This is a genomic window from Enterococcus olivae (assembly GCF_053760925.1).
The window spans coordinates 18,026-34,723 of the sequence record NZ_JBSMVT010000015.1; the positions used below are offsets into that span (position 1 = coordinate 18,026).

General features: G+C 41.7%; 13 protein-coding genes. 7 read left to right on the forward strand and 6 right to left on the reverse strand.

Annotated elements, in window-relative coordinates:
- Positions 1 to 14: 14 nt before the first annotated feature.
- The 3 genes from dnaG to ACWODM_RS10260 form a co-directional block, all read right to left on the reverse strand.
- Positions 15 to 1,850: a DNA primase gene (dnaG, locus tag ACWODM_RS10250; RefSeq protein WP_455321284.1), complete on the reverse strand. Its 1,836-nt coding sequence runs from the start codon at positions 1,848 to 1,850 to the stop codon at positions 15 to 17.
- A gap of 179 nt (positions 1,851 to 2,029) precedes the next feature.
- Positions 2,030 to 2,875, reverse strand: coding sequence for a DUF368 domain-containing protein (locus ACWODM_RS10255; protein WP_455321285.1), 846 nt, complete (start codon positions 2,873 to 2,875; stop codon positions 2,030 to 2,032).
- Between the two features lie 6 nt (positions 2,876 to 2,881).
- Positions 2,882 to 3,535: a lysozyme family protein gene (locus tag ACWODM_RS10260; RefSeq protein WP_455321286.1), complete on the reverse strand. Its 654-nt coding sequence runs from the start codon at positions 3,533 to 3,535 to the stop codon at positions 2,882 to 2,884.
- A 453-nt stretch (positions 3,536 to 3,988) separates the two neighbouring features.
- On the opposite strand from ACWODM_RS10260, the gene ACWODM_RS10265 reads away from it, so the two are divergent.
- Positions 3,989 to 4,723, forward strand: coding sequence for an alpha/beta fold hydrolase (locus tag ACWODM_RS10265; RefSeq protein WP_455321287.1), 735 nt, complete (start codon positions 3,989 to 3,991; stop codon positions 4,721 to 4,723).
- Complete coding sequence (gene mprF / locus ACWODM_RS10270; RefSeq protein WP_455321288.1) at positions 4,710 to 7,244, forward strand: bifunctional lysylphosphatidylglycerol flippase/synthetase MprF; 2,535 nt, start codon at positions 4,710 to 4,712, stop codon at positions 7,242 to 7,244. Before ACWODM_RS10265 ends, mprF begins: the two co-directional genes overlap by 14 nt.
- 107 nt (positions 7,245 to 7,351) lie before the next feature.
- Here the strand turns inward: mprF and ACWODM_RS10275 are convergent, their stop codons facing one another.
- Both ACWODM_RS10275 and ACWODM_RS10280 read right to left on the reverse strand, forming a co-directional pair.
- Positions 7,352 to 7,999, reverse strand: a complete 648-nt coding sequence (locus ACWODM_RS10275) for a hypothetical protein (protein ID WP_455321289.1) — start codon at positions 7,997 to 7,999, stop codon at positions 7,352 to 7,354.
- A gap of 108 nt (positions 8,000 to 8,107) precedes the next feature.
- A complete protein-coding gene (locus tag ACWODM_RS10280) occupies positions 8,108 to 8,383 on the reverse strand; it encodes a hypothetical protein (protein WP_455321290.1) in 276 nt (91 codons plus the stop codon).
- 120 nt (positions 8,384 to 8,503) lie between these two features.
- On the opposite strand from ACWODM_RS10280, the gene ACWODM_RS10285 reads away from it, so the two are divergent.
- Complete coding sequence (locus ACWODM_RS10285) at positions 8,504 to 9,508, forward strand: nucleoid-associated protein (RefSeq protein ID WP_455321291.1); 1,005 nt, start codon at positions 8,504 to 8,506, stop codon at positions 9,506 to 9,508.
- 47 nt (positions 9,509 to 9,555) lie between these two features.
- Here the strand turns inward: ACWODM_RS10285 and ACWODM_RS10290 are convergent, their stop codons facing one another.
- Complete coding sequence (locus tag ACWODM_RS10290; RefSeq protein ID WP_455321292.1) at positions 9,556 to 11,973, reverse strand: hydroxymethylglutaryl-CoA reductase, degradative; 2,418 nt, start codon at positions 11,971 to 11,973, stop codon at positions 9,556 to 9,558.
- A 301-nt stretch (positions 11,974 to 12,274) separates the two neighbouring features.
- On the opposite strand from ACWODM_RS10290, the gene ACWODM_RS10295 reads away from it, so the two are divergent.
- From ACWODM_RS10295 to ACWODM_RS10310, 4 genes are all read left to right on the forward strand, one after another.
- Positions 12,275 to 13,429 (forward strand): hydroxymethylglutaryl-CoA synthase, encoded by a 1,155-nt coding sequence (locus ACWODM_RS10295; RefSeq protein WP_455321293.1) that lies wholly within the window; start codon positions 12,275 to 12,277, stop codon positions 13,427 to 13,429.
- Positions 13,430 to 13,875: 446 nt separating this feature from the next.
- Entirely contained in the window at positions 13,876 to 14,862 is a 987-nt protein-coding gene (locus ACWODM_RS10300; RefSeq protein WP_455321294.1) for an ABC transporter substrate-binding protein, read from the forward strand.
- A gap of 75 nt (positions 14,863 to 14,937) precedes the next feature.
- Positions 14,938 to 15,846: an ABC transporter permease gene (locus ACWODM_RS10305; protein WP_455321295.1), complete on the forward strand. Its 909-nt coding sequence runs from the start codon at positions 14,938 to 14,940 to the stop codon at positions 15,844 to 15,846.
- Positions 15,846 to 16,649, forward strand: coding sequence for an ABC transporter ATP-binding protein (locus ACWODM_RS10310; protein ID WP_455321296.1), 804 nt, complete (start codon positions 15,846 to 15,848; stop codon positions 16,647 to 16,649). The genes ACWODM_RS10305 and ACWODM_RS10310 overlap by 1 nt, the downstream gene beginning before the upstream one ends.
- Positions 16,650 to 16,698 lie beyond the last annotated feature (49 nt).

Consider the following 16,698-nt stretch of genomic DNA (forward strand, 5'->3'; position numbering starts at 1 on the left):
CCCCCTTCAATGTGCTATTTGGCTTGTTTCAATTGCTTTGTAAGATTTATTATTTCAACTGCCAGTTCCAATTCCAATTGCTGATTTCCTTTTTGACTAGCTTCTTGCTGCTGGATTTTCTTTTGATTGATTTCTTCAACAAGGCTGGACGTTTGGATGATCCGAATCAGATCTTGAAACTCCTGTTCCGTACTTTCTTCTGGAACATTTAAAGAGGCAATTGCAATGACTAAGTGTTTGCTTTGCTCATCCTTTAAAAAATCAAGGAATTTTGCCAGTAAAAATTCTCCTTCCATCTCAATATACGCATCGAACAGGACATAGAGTTCCTGATAACGATCATGTGGGAAAGAGAGGTCCATTTTTTTGAAACACTGGTTCAGAGAATTTTCGTTAAATAAGCGGTACAGCAATAGTTCTTCGGCTTTTTCCAATTGTGTTTTTCGTGTCACAGTCGGCGGTGCCGGCATTGTCGGCAGACCATGGTCTACTGGCATTGGCTGTTGCTGTTCTCTTCGTCGTGACTGTTTCATTTGGCGCAGTTGCTGCTGTAACGTCTCTCGACTGATCTGAAACTCCGTAGATAATTGTGTCAAATAACGGTCTTGCTCTAGCAAAGAATCTACTTGGAGTAAATCCTGGAGCAGATCTTGAACATACGCGAGTTGTTCACGTTCATTAGCCAGATTGCGATTCAAACGACGATAACGCATTTTAAAAGAAAAGACAGATTCTCGCCCGTGATAGGCGATCTCTCGAAAAGCCTCTTCTCCATATTTACGCAGGTATTCATCTGGATCCAACCGTTCAGGGATACTGACGATCGCTAACTGCAATCGACTGTTCTCTTGCAAAAGCTCGATCCCGCGATTGGTTGCTTCGATCCCTGCTTTGTCTCCATCGTAACAAAGAATCAGTTCTTTTGAAACCCGTTCTATGGCAGCAATCTGTTGACTCGTCAAGCTCGTTCCCATCGAGGCGATCCCATTTTGAATCCCTGCCTGCCACGCAGCCAGTACATCCATAAAACCTTCAAACAAAAAGACCGTTCCTTCTTTACGAATCGTACTACGCGCTTTGTCATAGTTAAACAGGGTCTCCCGTTTGTTGAATAGTGCTGTTTCGGGACTATTCAAATACTTCGGCTGATCTTCTCCTGGAAAGCTCTCTGTCTGCAGCCAACGACCGGAAAAACCAATAATTTTTCCTTGAAAATTACGGATCGGAAACATAATTCTCTGATAGAAACGATCGGCCAAACTGCCATCATCCCGCTCTACAAACAAACCTGTCTCGGAAAAATGCTGAGGATCCATTTCTTCATTTTGAAAAATCCGTTCTAAAAATTCTCGCTGGTTTGGCGCAAAACCGATTTGAAATTCCTCGATCAACTCTTCTGTCAACCCACGCTGAAGCAGATAGTCCAATGCTTCTTGCCCTGCAGTTGTATGCACCAGCATATGATGATACACTTCACTAGCTTTTTCATGCAAGGTGATCAGCTGATGTGTCTTAGAATTGTCTTCGTTTTCTCTGGTAGCTTGTCGATAATTTTCTGCCAATGGGATATTTTCCAGCTCTGCCACCTTGGCTACCGATTCACCAAAAGATACCCCTTCGATTTCCTGAACAAAATTAAAGACATTGCCGCCCCGACCACAACCAAAACAATGATAGAATTGTTTATCCTCTGCAACGGAAAACGACGGCGTCTTTTCATTATGGAAAGGACACAGACCGGAATAATTCTTACTGCCGGATTTTTTCAATTGGACGTATTGTCCAATCACTTCAACAATATTCGTCCGACTGCGAATATCATCAATGACATGCTGTGGTATCCTTGCCACTGACACTCACCTCCTATGAAGAAGGATCTTATCTATTCGGTTAAAAAATCGCACTAATCGAAATCAGCGCGATTTAAAAATAGACAGTTTTTCACATGATTCATTGTAACATATTCTGTTTGATTTTCAAACTTTTTGTTTCTAAAAAAAAGAAGTGAATCATCACTTCTGTTTTACGATTATTTGTATTTTTCTTCCAAGCGACTCATCCAAGCGCCTAGAGCTGTTCCTGCAATACACATCACTACACACGCAAGGTAGTTCAATACTGTAAAGTTCGGATAGCTCGTTGGGATGATCATTACCGTTGAGGCAAAGACGATCCCCATGATGAAGTGGAACAGTTGCGGGTAAGCCTTGCTAAAAATGTAGTCCATTACTTTTGATAAGCTTAGAACCGTCGCCAGTCCACCGATCGCGATCGGTATGATTACACTAAGGTCAACATTTTTGATACCATCAGACATCGCTTTGTACATCCCCATATATAGGAGGAAATTAGAAGGACTCAAACCTGGAACGATCATTCCCAAACCGATCAAACCGCCAGCAATCATCCATGTACCAAAATTTTGTGAGACTTCTGAAAACAGTCCAGAACCTTTCCATAAAAAAAGGAAGCCTGCAACAAAACTGACGATCAAGATCACGATGTCCCGATTGGAACGCCCTTTTTTCCCAGCTTCTTTCCAAAGAGCTGGAATCGTTCCTAAAATACAACCGACAAAAAACCATAAAATGATCGTTTCATAGGTCCCTAACAAAAAACTGACCCCAAAGGACAATAGGAAAACGCCAGTCACGCCACCTAATCCTACAGGAATAAAGTACAGCACATTCTCTTTAAAATTTCTCGTGATATGCGCTAAAAACGAAATGATCCGCTCGTAAATACCAAAGATCGCTGCCAATGCCCCGCCACTGACCCCTGGTAAAATAAAACCAGAACCGATGAACATTCCTTTAACAAATCGTAAGATCCAATCTTTTCCGTTGCTTTTTACCTCTTGACTACTATTTTCCATTTTTGTCTACACTCCTGCTTCATCATTTCTTTCGAACCAAAATGCGGTCCATTTTACTTTTTGTTCATTTATTTTGACCAATTCAGCATAAAAAAGGTTTCCCCCATTATGATACAAATAACCACCGTTGTAAATGATCGACTGCCAGCCGAGATAACGATAGGTTGTTTGATCTTCATTTCCCAGTAACGGAGAAAGAATATCCCGAGAGTAGGATTCTGCCAATTCTATCGAATTCTCTCCGCCATTTTTTGCAACATAGTCAATATATTCTAAACCAAAATTATAGGCTTGAACAGCGGCCCACAAATCGGTTTGCTGCTCTTCAGCTCTTGTGATCGCTTTGGCTAGATAGGCAACTCCCTGCTCGATACTTTCCTGTGGATCTTGAATCTGCTGTGGTTCTCCATAGGCACTTTCTGAGCTTTGCATCGGATCGGCACCTTGCCCTTTTGATTCGGTATAGATAATACCCATTGCCAGATCTTTGTATTCCGGAATGCCTTGCTCTTGCACCGCTGTCTCAACCATTGATTCGTACTGATAGACCTGCTTCAAAATACGATAATGATGGTAGAGATAGTATCCTCCTGCGACAAGTAACAGAAGAAACAACAGCCGAAAGAAGCAGCCAAAATAAGATTTCTTTTTTCTTCTCATATACTACCATCCAACTTTTTTTATGTCAGACTATAGACTACTATTTCTCAGAAAGCTTGTCCATTTGCAAAGAAAAAATTTAATAAATTTAAACAAAAAACAATTTTTTCTGCTAACTTGCGATGATTCGGGCAAAAACATCGAAAAATCAACCTACAATTTTTCTTTACCCAGAACCTCTTAACGGAGAGAAAATCTTGCTTAAAGTCAGCCGTGTTCAGAGTTCGATATGAATTCCTAGGACTGGTTACTCGGCTTGTCTGATAGAAACTCCTGTAAATGCTAATGTTAGAAAACTCAGCCTCTGACTTCTGGACGTCATACCAGCGAAGACTGTCTCACTGTAAGTAGCACTCAGCACCTGTCCTTACAGAATTGTTCGTAGGCTATCATTACCAAAATCGAAAGAAAATGACTATACTTTAGGTGAGAATATGAAAACAGGTGAAACACATGAAAATAGCAAACAATTATGTAGAGACAGCAGATGGTAGCTTGCTCTTTTACACTATTTACGGAGCAGGATTTCCACTCTTCCTACTACATGGCAATAACAACGATGGTTCCTTCTTTGAACATCAAATCAGCAGCTTTACGCAAAAATATCAAGTATTTGTCATAGATACACGGGGGCATGGTCGTTCGACCAACCATTCAAAACAGCTTTCTTTCCAACAAATAGCAGCTGATTTAAAAACGCTTATGGATCACGAAGGTATTCGTCAAGCCAATATTTTAGGCTTCAGCGATGGTGCTAATATCGCAATGGTCTTTGCCCATCAATACCCCGAGCGAGTCCATCGAATAGTTTTGAACTCAGGTAACACAAAAGTCTTGGGACTGAAGACCTACTGGATCCTTTTGATTTATTTACAGTACTTCTTTTTTTGGTGCTGGTCCTTTTTCTCACAACAGGCAGAAGAAAAACGACAGATCACTGAACTAATGATCCATGATATCGGACTGTCAGATACAGATTTGACTCAGATTCAAACACCCACCTTGGTCATTGTAGGCAAACACGATGCGATTAAATTGAAGCATACCCTAATGATCGTCAATCATTTGTCCCATGCAACCTTTGCTCTTGTTCCCAAGCAAGGGCATCGACTAGCACAAACAGACGCTCTTCATTTCAATCAAGAAGTTCTGTCTTTTTTAGGAGGAAATACCTATGAAAACAATTAGTTCTTGGATCACCCAACATAAAACCTTACTTAAATCCTTATTTGTCATTATTCTTTTGATTATTGTCAGTGGTGAACTGCTGTCGATCGCCAAAACAATTTCTTTTGAACAACTGCGTCTATTATTTAGCGAGATCTCCCTCTGGCGTTTTGCTCTGATGCTTGCCATTGGCTTATTGGCTGTTTTCCCCATGATGGGTTACGATTTTACCCTAAAAAAAATAGTAGCACTGGAAAATACGACAGGTTATCTGATGGAAACCAGCTGGATCGTCAATACACTGAACAACATTGCTGGATTCGGTGGCGTAATCAGCGTAGGATTGCGTTCTGAATTCTATGGAAAAAAAGGACAGTCCAAAGAAATTTTCCACGCATTGGCTAAAATTCTTTTGTTCGCCTTGTCAGGTCTTTCCATCTATAGTCTGCTGTCATTTATTGCGATTTATTTTTTTCACACAAACCCATATGTACAGCAATACTGGTTATGGCTGATCATTGGCAGTGGTTATTTTCCACTTTTATATCTGATTACGACACTAAAGAAAACTGGATTCCTCGGAGGATTGGCAAGGAGATTCCGCTTGGCTCTGCTACTGTCTTCGTTTCTTGAATGGACGGGAGTGATCACAGCTTTTTTGAGTATTGGTTACCTGATGGGGATTTCTTTTTCTATCTGGGAAGTGACACCACTGTTTGTTTCGGCGATCGTTATTGGGATCATTTCCATGATTCCTGGAGCTTTAGGAACCTTCGATGTCATGATGATTCTGGGGTTGTCTTCTCTAGGAATTGAGCGAGAAGTCGTCGTTTTGTGGCTTTTGCTTTTCCGTCTGTGCTATTACTTTGTGCCAGCGATCATCGGTCTCTTATTTTTCTTCAAACATCTATTCAGCAACTTTGATGAAAAATATGACGGGATCCCCAAACAACTGACCTTGGAGTTCTTCCATAAGATCGAAGTCGGATTGCTTTATTTTTCCGGGATCATGATGGTCTTACTGGCGACAGTTCCTCAGGCTTTTACTGATTTTCCTTGGCTGAGCCATTTGAATCCTTTTCGTTTTCGACTGATCGTACAGTTCCCCAGTATACTGATCGGCTTTACTTTGCTGATCATGGGACGAGGAATCGCTGCTAGAGTCAAACGTGCCTATTGGCCAACCTTACTACTGATTGGCACAGCGATCTTGTATTCTTTTTTGATCGATTTTAGCTGGATCACGATCGTTTATTTGATTCTACTATTTATGATCATCGTGGTTTCAAAAAGTGAGCTTTTTCGCGAGCAACTAGTTTATTCCTGGGAATGGTTGACGATTGACGGGATCGTTTTTGGTATCTTGACACTCCTGTATTTGATTCTTGGTGTGGTTCAATTGCCAGAGCTTCCTCATCGCCACCCTCACCATTTAATGAATTTTGTCCTTCTTCCCTCTGAGAAAATCTGGCTTTCTGGCTTTATCGTTTTTGGAACCGTAGCTCTCTGCCTGCTATTGTTGATTCGTTGGCTAGAAGGACCTAAGAAAAAAGCCGGCAGCCCATTAGATCAAGCAATCGTTCAAAAGATCTTAGACACTTACGGTGGGAACAGCGACAGTGAATTGGTCTTCCTTCAAGACAAAGCACTCTTCGTTTATCCAAATAAAGAAGAAGCGACCGTTTTTCTGCAATTCAATACATGGAACAACAAATGTGTGGTGATGGGTGATCCTGCTGGTAAAAAAGAAGATTTTCCCAAAGCGATCGAAGCATTTATTGAGGAGACCGATCGTTGGTGCTATCAGCCTGTATTTTATGAAGCTCGCGAAGAAATGGTCATGCTCTTACACAATTTTGGCTATGATTTTATCAAAATGGGTGAAGAAGCACTGGTAGATCTTGCTACCTTTTCTACTGCTGGAAAGAAAATGCGCGGTACCCGAGCAGTCTTCAACAAAATCACCAAAGAAGGATTTACGTTTGAGGTTCTGCAACCACCCTTTGACCAAGAAACAATGGTTGTCTTGAAAAACATCTCAGAGGAATGGCTGGAGGGACGCAAAGAGCGAGGCTTCTCTCTCGGTTTCTTTTCTGAAGACTACTTGCAAAGAAATCCTTTAGCAGTTGTCAAAAACAGTGAAGACGAGATCGTCTCCTTTGCAAATATTATTCCAAGCTACAACAATGAGATCACGACGATCGATTTGATGCGACATCATCCGGCAAAAGCTCCTTCCGGCAGTATGGACTTTCTGTTTCTTCATTTATTTGAATACATGAAGGGAAACTTTCAGTCATTCGATCTTGGCATGGCACCACTGGCAAATGTTGGGACCTCCCGAAAAAGTTTTATCCAAGAACGGATTGCTTCTCTCATTTATTCCTTTGGCAGTCATTTTTATTCTTTCCAAGGGTTGAGAGATTACAAAGAAAAATACGCCAGCCAATGGGTCCCGCGCTACACACTCTATTCAAGAGACAGTTGGATCGTTTATGTGATGATCGCTTTACTGATATTGGACAATAAACCGATCGAATAGAAACCAAAAATCTCCGAACAAGAGAGTAGAATGTCCCTAAGTCTAGGAACAGTCTTCTCTTGTTCGGAGATTTCACTGTTAAAATACTTATGCCGTAGCATCCTCTTCTAGCGTTCGCTGATAGGTGTTTGAGCAAACGCTTCGATCACTGGAATCACTTCCAGCTTTAATTTATATTTACGTTCCAAAGCAGATTCAATGACAAAAGAAGCTTCTTCCTTCATTGAGATCGTAGCTAATAGACGATCTTCCTTGGCTGTTTTTTCAAAAACAACTACCTTGTCTTCCTCTTTCACTGCATGGAATTTTGGAAAAGCTTCGATTTTTTCTTTGAATGTATCAAAAGCTCTCGACTCAGTTATTTCAGTTTTTTCTTCGATTTTCTCTTCTGTTTCTTCCACTACTTCAGTGGTTTCAGTAGTTTGCGTTGGAGTGTTTGGTAACCAGTAGCTGGCAACTTCTTCCACCAGATTCCCACTGAACCGTTCCAGCAAATTATTTTCTTGACGCTGGATTCGTTTGATCACTAAATCGAACTGCTCATCTAGCGGAACAGTGATTACTTGATCACGTGTCGTCTCGCCTAAAAGCTCGATCGCCATTTCATTTTGATTCGTCGCTTTGATGAAAACGTGGATAGCCAAGTTGTACTTTTCAAGAGCTTGTTTTTTCATGCTATCAAAAACCATTCTCCGAGTCGTTTCAAAAGACGGACGAAATTGTTGTTTTAGTTTTGCTAATTGTTTCTTTTTCATAATGTTCCCCTTTCAATACGATTTAGATTATATGAAAAAAATCCTTTGTTGAACAGTGATTTTCATGAAAAAGTATTGAAAAGGAGAATTCTATGAAAAAAAGGTGCTTTATTCACTCTCAAACAACGTCGTAATTCGCTGAAAACGAGGGACAACTGCTGCTACTGACTCATCTTTAGCGATCGCTACCACCTTATTTTCCCATTCTGTAAAACTGTAATCTGTACCAAGTCGTTCTTCTAGCGAATCAAAATAATCTGCCTTGTTCCAATTTCTTGCCGGATAATGCTGAACCTTGTCTGGGTAGATCAGAAAAATAAAATCCTCACTAAACGATTGACGCACTTCTTCAGTCAACTGGTCCAAACGTGTCATGATTTCCATCTCTTTCCCTCCTCTTTTTCTCCAGTGTAGCAAGAGGAACCTTTTTTGACAACTTGCATTTTTTACTTCCTAGAAAAGTCTTTTTCTTGTACACTAAGGAATGGAAAAGGAGCGAAATTGATGGATATTTATTTAAAGCGTGCCATTTTGCACATCATTGACCGAGAAGCCGGAGATCCTGTCTACTCACAGGTCGAACTCGATTTAACAACAGAATACATTCGTGATTATTTAACGAAAAAAATTCAAAAACTATCTACTCCGCAAACAAAGACAGGTATTTTAGTCGCAGATTCGGAGATTGCCCAACTAGTAAAAACAGCCGAGGAAGCTTTTGCTGTCTTTAGCGAACAGTTGATCTCACGTTGGTATGAAATCTACCGTCAAAGTGAGGATGCACCAAGTGCCGATGTCTTCGTCGTTCTTTATGAACTGGATACAAAAATGCAGGTGGCTTTTTTGAAAGTCAACTATACGGATGGCTATACACATTTTGTGGATGCTGATGAACAAGGAATCCAAAACAAACTGATCATCAACCGAGCGATTCTTGGAGGTAAAACACAAAAAGCCGACGAAGGTATCACGATCGATTTGGATACACTCGCTTATGAACTCGTCGAAAAGAAATATACCTTCTCTGGTGAAAAAGGAGTCTATTTCTCTACAAAAGTCATTGAGTCCGAAGCTCTGCCTTCACTGGAAGAAAATGTCAAAGTCATCAAAAAAGTAGCCGAAAAAATTGGACAAAAATTTGAGGCCCCTTCTTACGATATCGTCGCAGATGTCAAAGAAGCTGTTTTTGAAACCATCGAAGAAACTGGACAGATCGATGCACAAGAGGTCGCTGTCAAGGTCTTTAAAGATAACATCACTGCTCAAATGGCCTTTCAGGAGGAAGTTAAAGAGAAAGGCTTTGTCGATAATGCACCTATGCTGCGAGAAGTCAAAGAAATCTCCGAAAAAAAATACGGCAAACAAAAGCTGAAGCTGTCCAATGGGATCGAAATGATCGTTCCTCTGGACGTTTACCGTAATCCAGATTTGATCGAATTTGTGAATAATCCTGACGGAACCATCTCTGTTACAATCAAAAATGTTGAAGAAGTCATCAATCGATTATAGTCAAAGAAGCGTTGCACTTTTCAGGGTGCAACGCTTCTTTCTTTTATCTATGCTTGACGGAGCTCTGCCAAGATTCTACGGGCAGTAGCTTCGTTCATTGTGCCTTTTTTCAACGTCTCAGCGACTTGCTGGATCTCGACTCCCTTTGCACCAACACTCAAAGCAAGAGAACGCGCCTGCAGAGACATATGTCCTTTTTGGATCCCTTCTGAAACTAAGGCACGCAAAGCTGCCAGATTCTGTGCCAATCCAACTGCCGCAATCACTTCCCCCAATTCTTGGGAATCAGTGATCTTTAGCATATGCAAAGCAATCTGTGCTTTAGGTAAGATCTTGGTTGCTCCACCTACCGTTCCCAGTGCCAACGGAAGCTGAATCGAGCCTTCCAAATGCCCATCGACAATTTGCCACTGACTCAATCCTCGATACTGTCCGTCTCTGGCAGCAAAGGCGTGGATCGCGGCTGAAACTGCCCGAGTGTCATTTCCGGTAGCTAAGATCGTAGCTTCGATCCCATTCATGATCCCTTTATTATGTGTTGCTGCACGATAGGGATCAAGCTGGGCAAAGGTAGAGGCTGCAGCAATTTTTTCTGCGATCTCGGCACCATTTTTTCCCAGAGCTTCAAAAGCAACTTGACATTTTGCGGTAACGATCGCTTCTGTCGTATAGTTACTCAAAATGCTGAACAAGATTTCTTCAGAAAACCATTCACGAAAAACAGCTGCTAATCCTTCTAAGATCGTATTCATCATATTGGCACCCATCGCATCCTGTGTATCTACTAGCAGATCGACAGACAAAAAGGAAGGATCTTCCGAAAAAGTCCGAACCTCGATTTTACGAAGTCCACCACCCCGCTGAACAATAGATGGATAGATTTCTGCGGCTTTTTCAAACAGCCAGTTTTTCTGCTCGGCGATTTTTTGACGAATCATCTGCGGATCCGCTACCTTCATCAAAACGATTTGTCCTCGCAACAGCTTTTGCTCCATACGACTGTCGCAACCACCTGAAACTGCGATCATTTTAGAACCGTTGCTACAAGCTGCCACTACAGAAGGTTCTTCTGTAGCTAAAGGAACGACGTATTCTTTGTCATTGACTTGAACAGAAGGTACCACACCTAGTGGAACTGAAAATTCACTGATTTGATTCTCGATCAAATGCTCGGCAATCTCTTCCGACAGACTCATTTGTAGCAGTTCATTTTTCATCGCTGGATCGATCACCTTCGTATCGACTAATTGTTGCAAGCGTTCCTCACGCGTGAGCTGATAGAACTTTTTGCCTACTTTTTTTGGGGCTGGTCGTTCCAACAACAAGGCCAGTCCTAAACCTCCACCTACACACAAGGAAGCAATTCCATAGCGACCCTTGATACGCTCCAACTGATAAGCTGCAGTCGTGACGATTCGAGAACCAGTAGCTCCGATTGGATGTCCTAGAGAAACAGCTCCGCCACAAATATTGATTTTCTCTTCCGGAATCCCTAGGTCAGATTGAACCACTAGTGAAGAAGCAGCAAAGGCCTCATTGATCTCAAATAGATCGATCGCATCTAGTGACAGGTCATTACGTTCTACCAGAGTGCGGATCGCCTTGATCGGTGAGATCCCCATGATACTAGGATCGATCCCGACTTCTGTCACGTCTTTGATAATCGCTAGATAGGACAGCTGATGTTCTTCTGCAAATCGCTTTGATGTCAGCACGATCGCAGAGGCCCCGTCGTTGATTGTTGAGGCATTTCCGGCCGTTACCGTTCCGTTTTCTTTAAAAACTGTTCGTAGCGTCCCAAGTTTTTCTACACTCGTGTCTGGACGCACCCCTTCATCTTTTGAATACACTGTTCCCGCTACTTCAACAGGCAGGATCTCCGCATCGAAAAATCCAGCTTCCTGTGCCTGAGCCGCTTTTTTCTGAGAAGCATAAGCAAAAGCATCTTGCTGCTGACGAGAAACACCGAAGCGTTCTGCGACATTTTCTGCGGTCAGTCCCATGTGTTTGCCACTGAAGGCATCTGTTAATCCATCCTGGATCATAACTGATTTAGGTTGAGTATAGGACTCTGTTTCTTTGTCAAAGCGTGAAACGTAAGGTGCCTGACTCATACTTTCGACACCGCCAGCTAAGATGACCTCTGCTTCACCTAAACGAATCGCCTGACGAGCTAAAGCGATCGCTTTTAAGCCTGAACCGCAAACCTCATTGATCGTTGACGCTGGTACGTCATGAGACAGTCCGCTATTCAAGGCGATTTGTCTGGCTGGATTTTGCCCATTACCAGCCTGTAACACATTTCCGAAAATAACCTGTTTGACTTCTAATTGTAGAAATGGATTTCTTTCAATAAGCGCTTTTGTCACGAACGTCCCCAGCTCAACTGCTGAGAGTTGAGAAAATTGTCCTCGATACCTGCCGATCGGCGTTCTCAAGGCATCTATAATTACAACTTCTTCCACTTCGCCACCTCCAAAATGACTATAGCATGCTTCCTTTTAAAAACAAACATTCTCTTTATTATAACTAATTTTTTGTTAGGAATCTTTAACAAAGTTTAAATTATCCTATTTTTCCCCAAAATTTTCACAAAGTATGATAGTTTATTAAATGGAAAAAGATTTCTCTGTTACTTTTACACAAGTTTTTTTGGCTATATTAATCACTTTAGCTATGTTAAAATCAATAGGAACGCCCCATTACTTACATCTAATGTCACAAACAGATGTAGACCAAGTAAATCACTATCAAAGGAGACTACATATGACGGTTGGTATAGATAAAATCAGTTTTTTTGTTCCACCTTATTATATCGATATGACGGATTTGGCTCATGCACGTGATGTTGATCCGAATAAATTTCACATCGGGATCGGACAAGATCAGATGGCGATCAACACCAAGACCCAAGACATCATCACTTTCGCTGCAAATGCCGCAAAAACTATTTTAACGGAAGAAGATTTAGAAACGATCGATACAGTCATCGTCGCCACTGAGTCTGGGATCGATGAATCAAAAGCAGCATCTGTCGTACTACATCGTTTACTAGGCGTGCAGCCCTTTGCTCGTTCATTTGAGATCAAGGAAGCCTGCTACGGCGGAACTGCCGGACTACAGTTTGCCAAAAATCATGTGACCCTACATCCAGAAAGCAAAGTATTAGTAGTTGCTACAGATATTGCCCGCTACGGACTAAATTCCGGTGGAGAGCCTACCCAGGGTGCGGGAGCTGTGGCCATGCTAGTGACTGCGAATCCACGGATTTTGAGCTTGAATGATGACAGTGTCATGCTGACTCAGGATATTTATGACTTTTGGCGTCCAGTTGGTCACGACTATCCGCTAGTTGATGGACCTCTGTCCAATGAGACCTACATCCAGTCCTTCCAAAAGGTCTGGGAAGAAAACAAGCGCCGAAACAAACGCCAAATGGCTGATTATCAAGCGTTGGCTTTTCATATTCCCTATACAAAAATGGGCAAAAAAGCGTTGCTCGCCATCTTGGAAGAAGAGACGGAAGCTGAGCAGGAACGAATCCTTTCAAGATACGAAGAAAGTATCGTTTATAGTCGCCGTGTCGGCAATCTCTACACCGGCTCGCTATATCTTGGATTGCTCTCACTTTTAGAAAATTCAGAAGAGCTGTCTGCCGGTTCTCGGATCGGATTGTTCAGTTATGGATCAGGAGCGGTCTCCGAATTTTTCAGCGGTAATCTAGTGCCGGATTTTGAGAAAGCTCTCTGTAAAAACCGACACCACACCTTACTGGATCAAAGAGAAAAATTAACGATCGAGACTTATGAACAACTATTTCAAGATAAATTGAATACTGATACTGACCAATTCTTTGATGACAATACACCCTTTAGTATCACTGAGATCAAAAACACCGTACGAGATTATCGTCCATTTTAGTCTAAACACCCTTTCTCTCGAGAGGGTGTTTTTTCTTCTAATTTGAAGGGGGGATAGTAGCAAAAATTCGAAAAAATTTTCCAACTTTTTTCTTGTGAACAAAATTCAGAAAATTTAAAATTTTGATTGACTTTTTCTACACTTTTCTTTTATACTAAGAACAATTCAATGTGAAGGAGATTGACGATGATGAATCTAAAATTACGAACACAGTTGAATAATACTTACTTTAGCTATTTTAGATAGGCTTGTATTCAGCACATTGGGTACAAGCGGCGAAAAACTTCGTAATCTATTGTGGCTAGAGCAATTTGCTTGAAATAAATCAGCCATTGTAGACAATACCTAAATGGCTAAGAAATCATTGATTAGAATGTACTTTTCTATCCATTTAGACCACTGTCTAGATGGATTTTTTGTTTCAATAACTATGAGGGGGAAGAAAAATGAAAATGAGAAAAATGATCACATCTGGTTTGGTCGCATTAAGTGTACTTGCACTAGCGGCATGCGGTAACGGCGGAAATGAAAGTTCATCAGGCGATGGCGGCAGCGACGTCAAAAAAGTCGGTGTGGTTCAGATCGTTCAGCATGGTTCATTGGATGCAGCTTATGAAGGCTTCAAAGAAGGTTTGGCTGAGGGCGGTTATGTCGAAGGCGAAAACTTAGAGATCGATTACCAAAATGCTCAAAACAATCAAGATAACCTAAAAAGTATGAGTGAGAAATTAGTCAAAGACAATTCTGATCTACTACTGGGTATCGCTACTCCTTCTGCTCAGTCTTTGGCAAATGAAACATCGGATATCCCGATCGTCGTAACAGCTGTAACAGATCTAGTAGAAGCAAAATTAGTGGAATCAAATGAAGAACCTGGAAGAAACGTAACAGGAACAACAGATATGGTACCTATCGAAAAACAAATTGCACTATTGCTAAGTGTGATTGAAGAACCTAAAACGATCGGAATTATGTACAATGCCGGAGAAGTAAACTCTAAGATCCAAGCAGATATCGCTGAAGCAGCGCTAGTTGAATCTGGAGTAGATGTCCGCGTATTGACAGCCAACACTACAAACGACGTACAACAAGTCACTACAAGCTTGGCAAAAGATGTGGATGGTATCTACATCCCAACAGACAATACCTTTGCTAATGCCGCTGCAATCGTTGGTGAAGTAGCCAAAGAAACAAAAACACCAATCGTTGCTGCCTCTATTGAACAAGTAGAAGCTGGTGCATTGACAACATTCGGTATCGACTACCATTCACTAGGAAAACAAACAGGTGTGATGGCCGCTAAAATTCTTGATGGCGATGCAGAACCAAGCAGCATGCCAGTTGAAACTGCTAACGATTTGGAGCTAGTGGTCAACGAAGATATGGCAGAAGCACTAGGCATCGATCCAGCAAGTATCACAGCACCTGAATAAACCGTCACTTATGAATAGAGGATGATTTTTTCTCATCCTCTATTCCATTATTTTATTAGATTTGAGGAATCAATTATGGGTATTATCAACAATTTATTTGTTCTATTACAATCCGCAACTTCTCAAGGAGTTGTTTGGGCACTATTAGCCATCGGGGTCTTTATCACCTATCGTATTTTAGATATTGCTGACCTGACTGCTGAAGGAAGCTTCCCACTTGGAGCAGGGATCGCTGCCATCAGTATTACTAGCGGCTTCTCACCACTAACTGCAACAGTTTTAGGTTTCTGCGGAGGTGTACTAGCTGGTTTGGTCTCAGGATTACTTCATACAAAGCTCAAAATTCCTGCACTACTGGCTGGGATCATCACGATGACTGGTCTCTACTCGATCACTTCCCGTGTCATGGGTGCGCCAAATATTGCCTTGCTGGGAGAAAAAACGATTTACAGCTGGTTGCAAGAAACAGGTTTGACTAAAATCAATGCGACGATCATCGTTGGAGGAATCGTTGCCTTATTTGTGATCTTAGTATTGTTCCTATTTTTCCGAACAGAATTAGGACTAGCGATTCGTGCAACGGGTGACAATATCGATATGAGTGAAGCAAACGGCATCAACACAGACAACATGAAAATGATCGGCTATATGATCTCTAATGGTTGTATCGCTTTATCAGGTTCCCTGATCGCACAGAACAATGGCTTTGCTGATTTGAATTCTGGTGTGGGGACGATCGTTATCGGTTTGGCTTCGATCATTATTGCGGAAGTCTTGTTCCGTAATCAGTCTTTACTAATTCGTTTGTTTACAATCGTTTTTGGTGCAATCATCTATCGCTTCATCCTAGCAGTTGTGTTTGAATTAAATGTGGAGCCCGCAGATTCAAAAATCGCCTCTGCCATCGTCTTGGTGCTTTGCTTATCTCTTCCACAAGTACGCAGCAAGCTGGGCTTGAACAAGCGTAAAGGAGGCGTGAAATAATGGAACCAGTATTATCGATTCAAAACTTACACCAAACCTTCGAAGCTGGAACGATCAATGAAAACCACGTGCTAAAAGGAATTGATCTGACGATCCAGCCGGGAGAATTTATCACGATCATCGGTGGGAACGGTGCTGGAAAATCAACCTTACTGAACAGTATTGCCGGTGCGCTTCCGACTAAAAACGGAAAGATCCTGCTTAATGGCGCAGACATCTCGAAACAGTCCGTGATCAAACGCGCCAAATCAATCAGTCGTGTCTTTCAAGATCCTAAGCTAGGGACTGCCGTTCGTTTGACCGTTGAAGAAAATCTAGCTCTTGCTTTGAAACGAGGAAAAAGTCGAGGATTCGGCTTAGCAGTCAAACAAAAAAATCGTCCCTTCTTTAAGGAACAACTGGCTACCTTGAATCTAGGTCTGGAAAATCGATTGACCGCTGAAATTGGACTCTTGTCTGGTGGACAACGCCAGGCGATCACCTTACTGATGGCAACTCTTGAAAGACCTGATTTGATCTTGCTAGATGAGCACACTGCGGCGTTAGATCCAAAAACCTCTATTACAGTGATGGGATTGACGGATCGTCTGATCAAGGAAAATCAATTAACAGCTTTCATGGTTACCCATGACATGGAGGATGCCATCAAATATGGCACTCGTCTGATCATGCTACATCAAGGGAATATCGTTGTCGACATCTCTGGTGAAGAAAAAGCCCATCTAACTGTTCCAGAATTAATGGAGCTTTTCCAAAAAAACAGCGGTTCTGAATTAAAAGACGATCAACTGTTGCTTAAATAAAAAGCAAACGCTGCTTCCATCAGAAAAGTTGGAAGCAGCGTTATTTTTA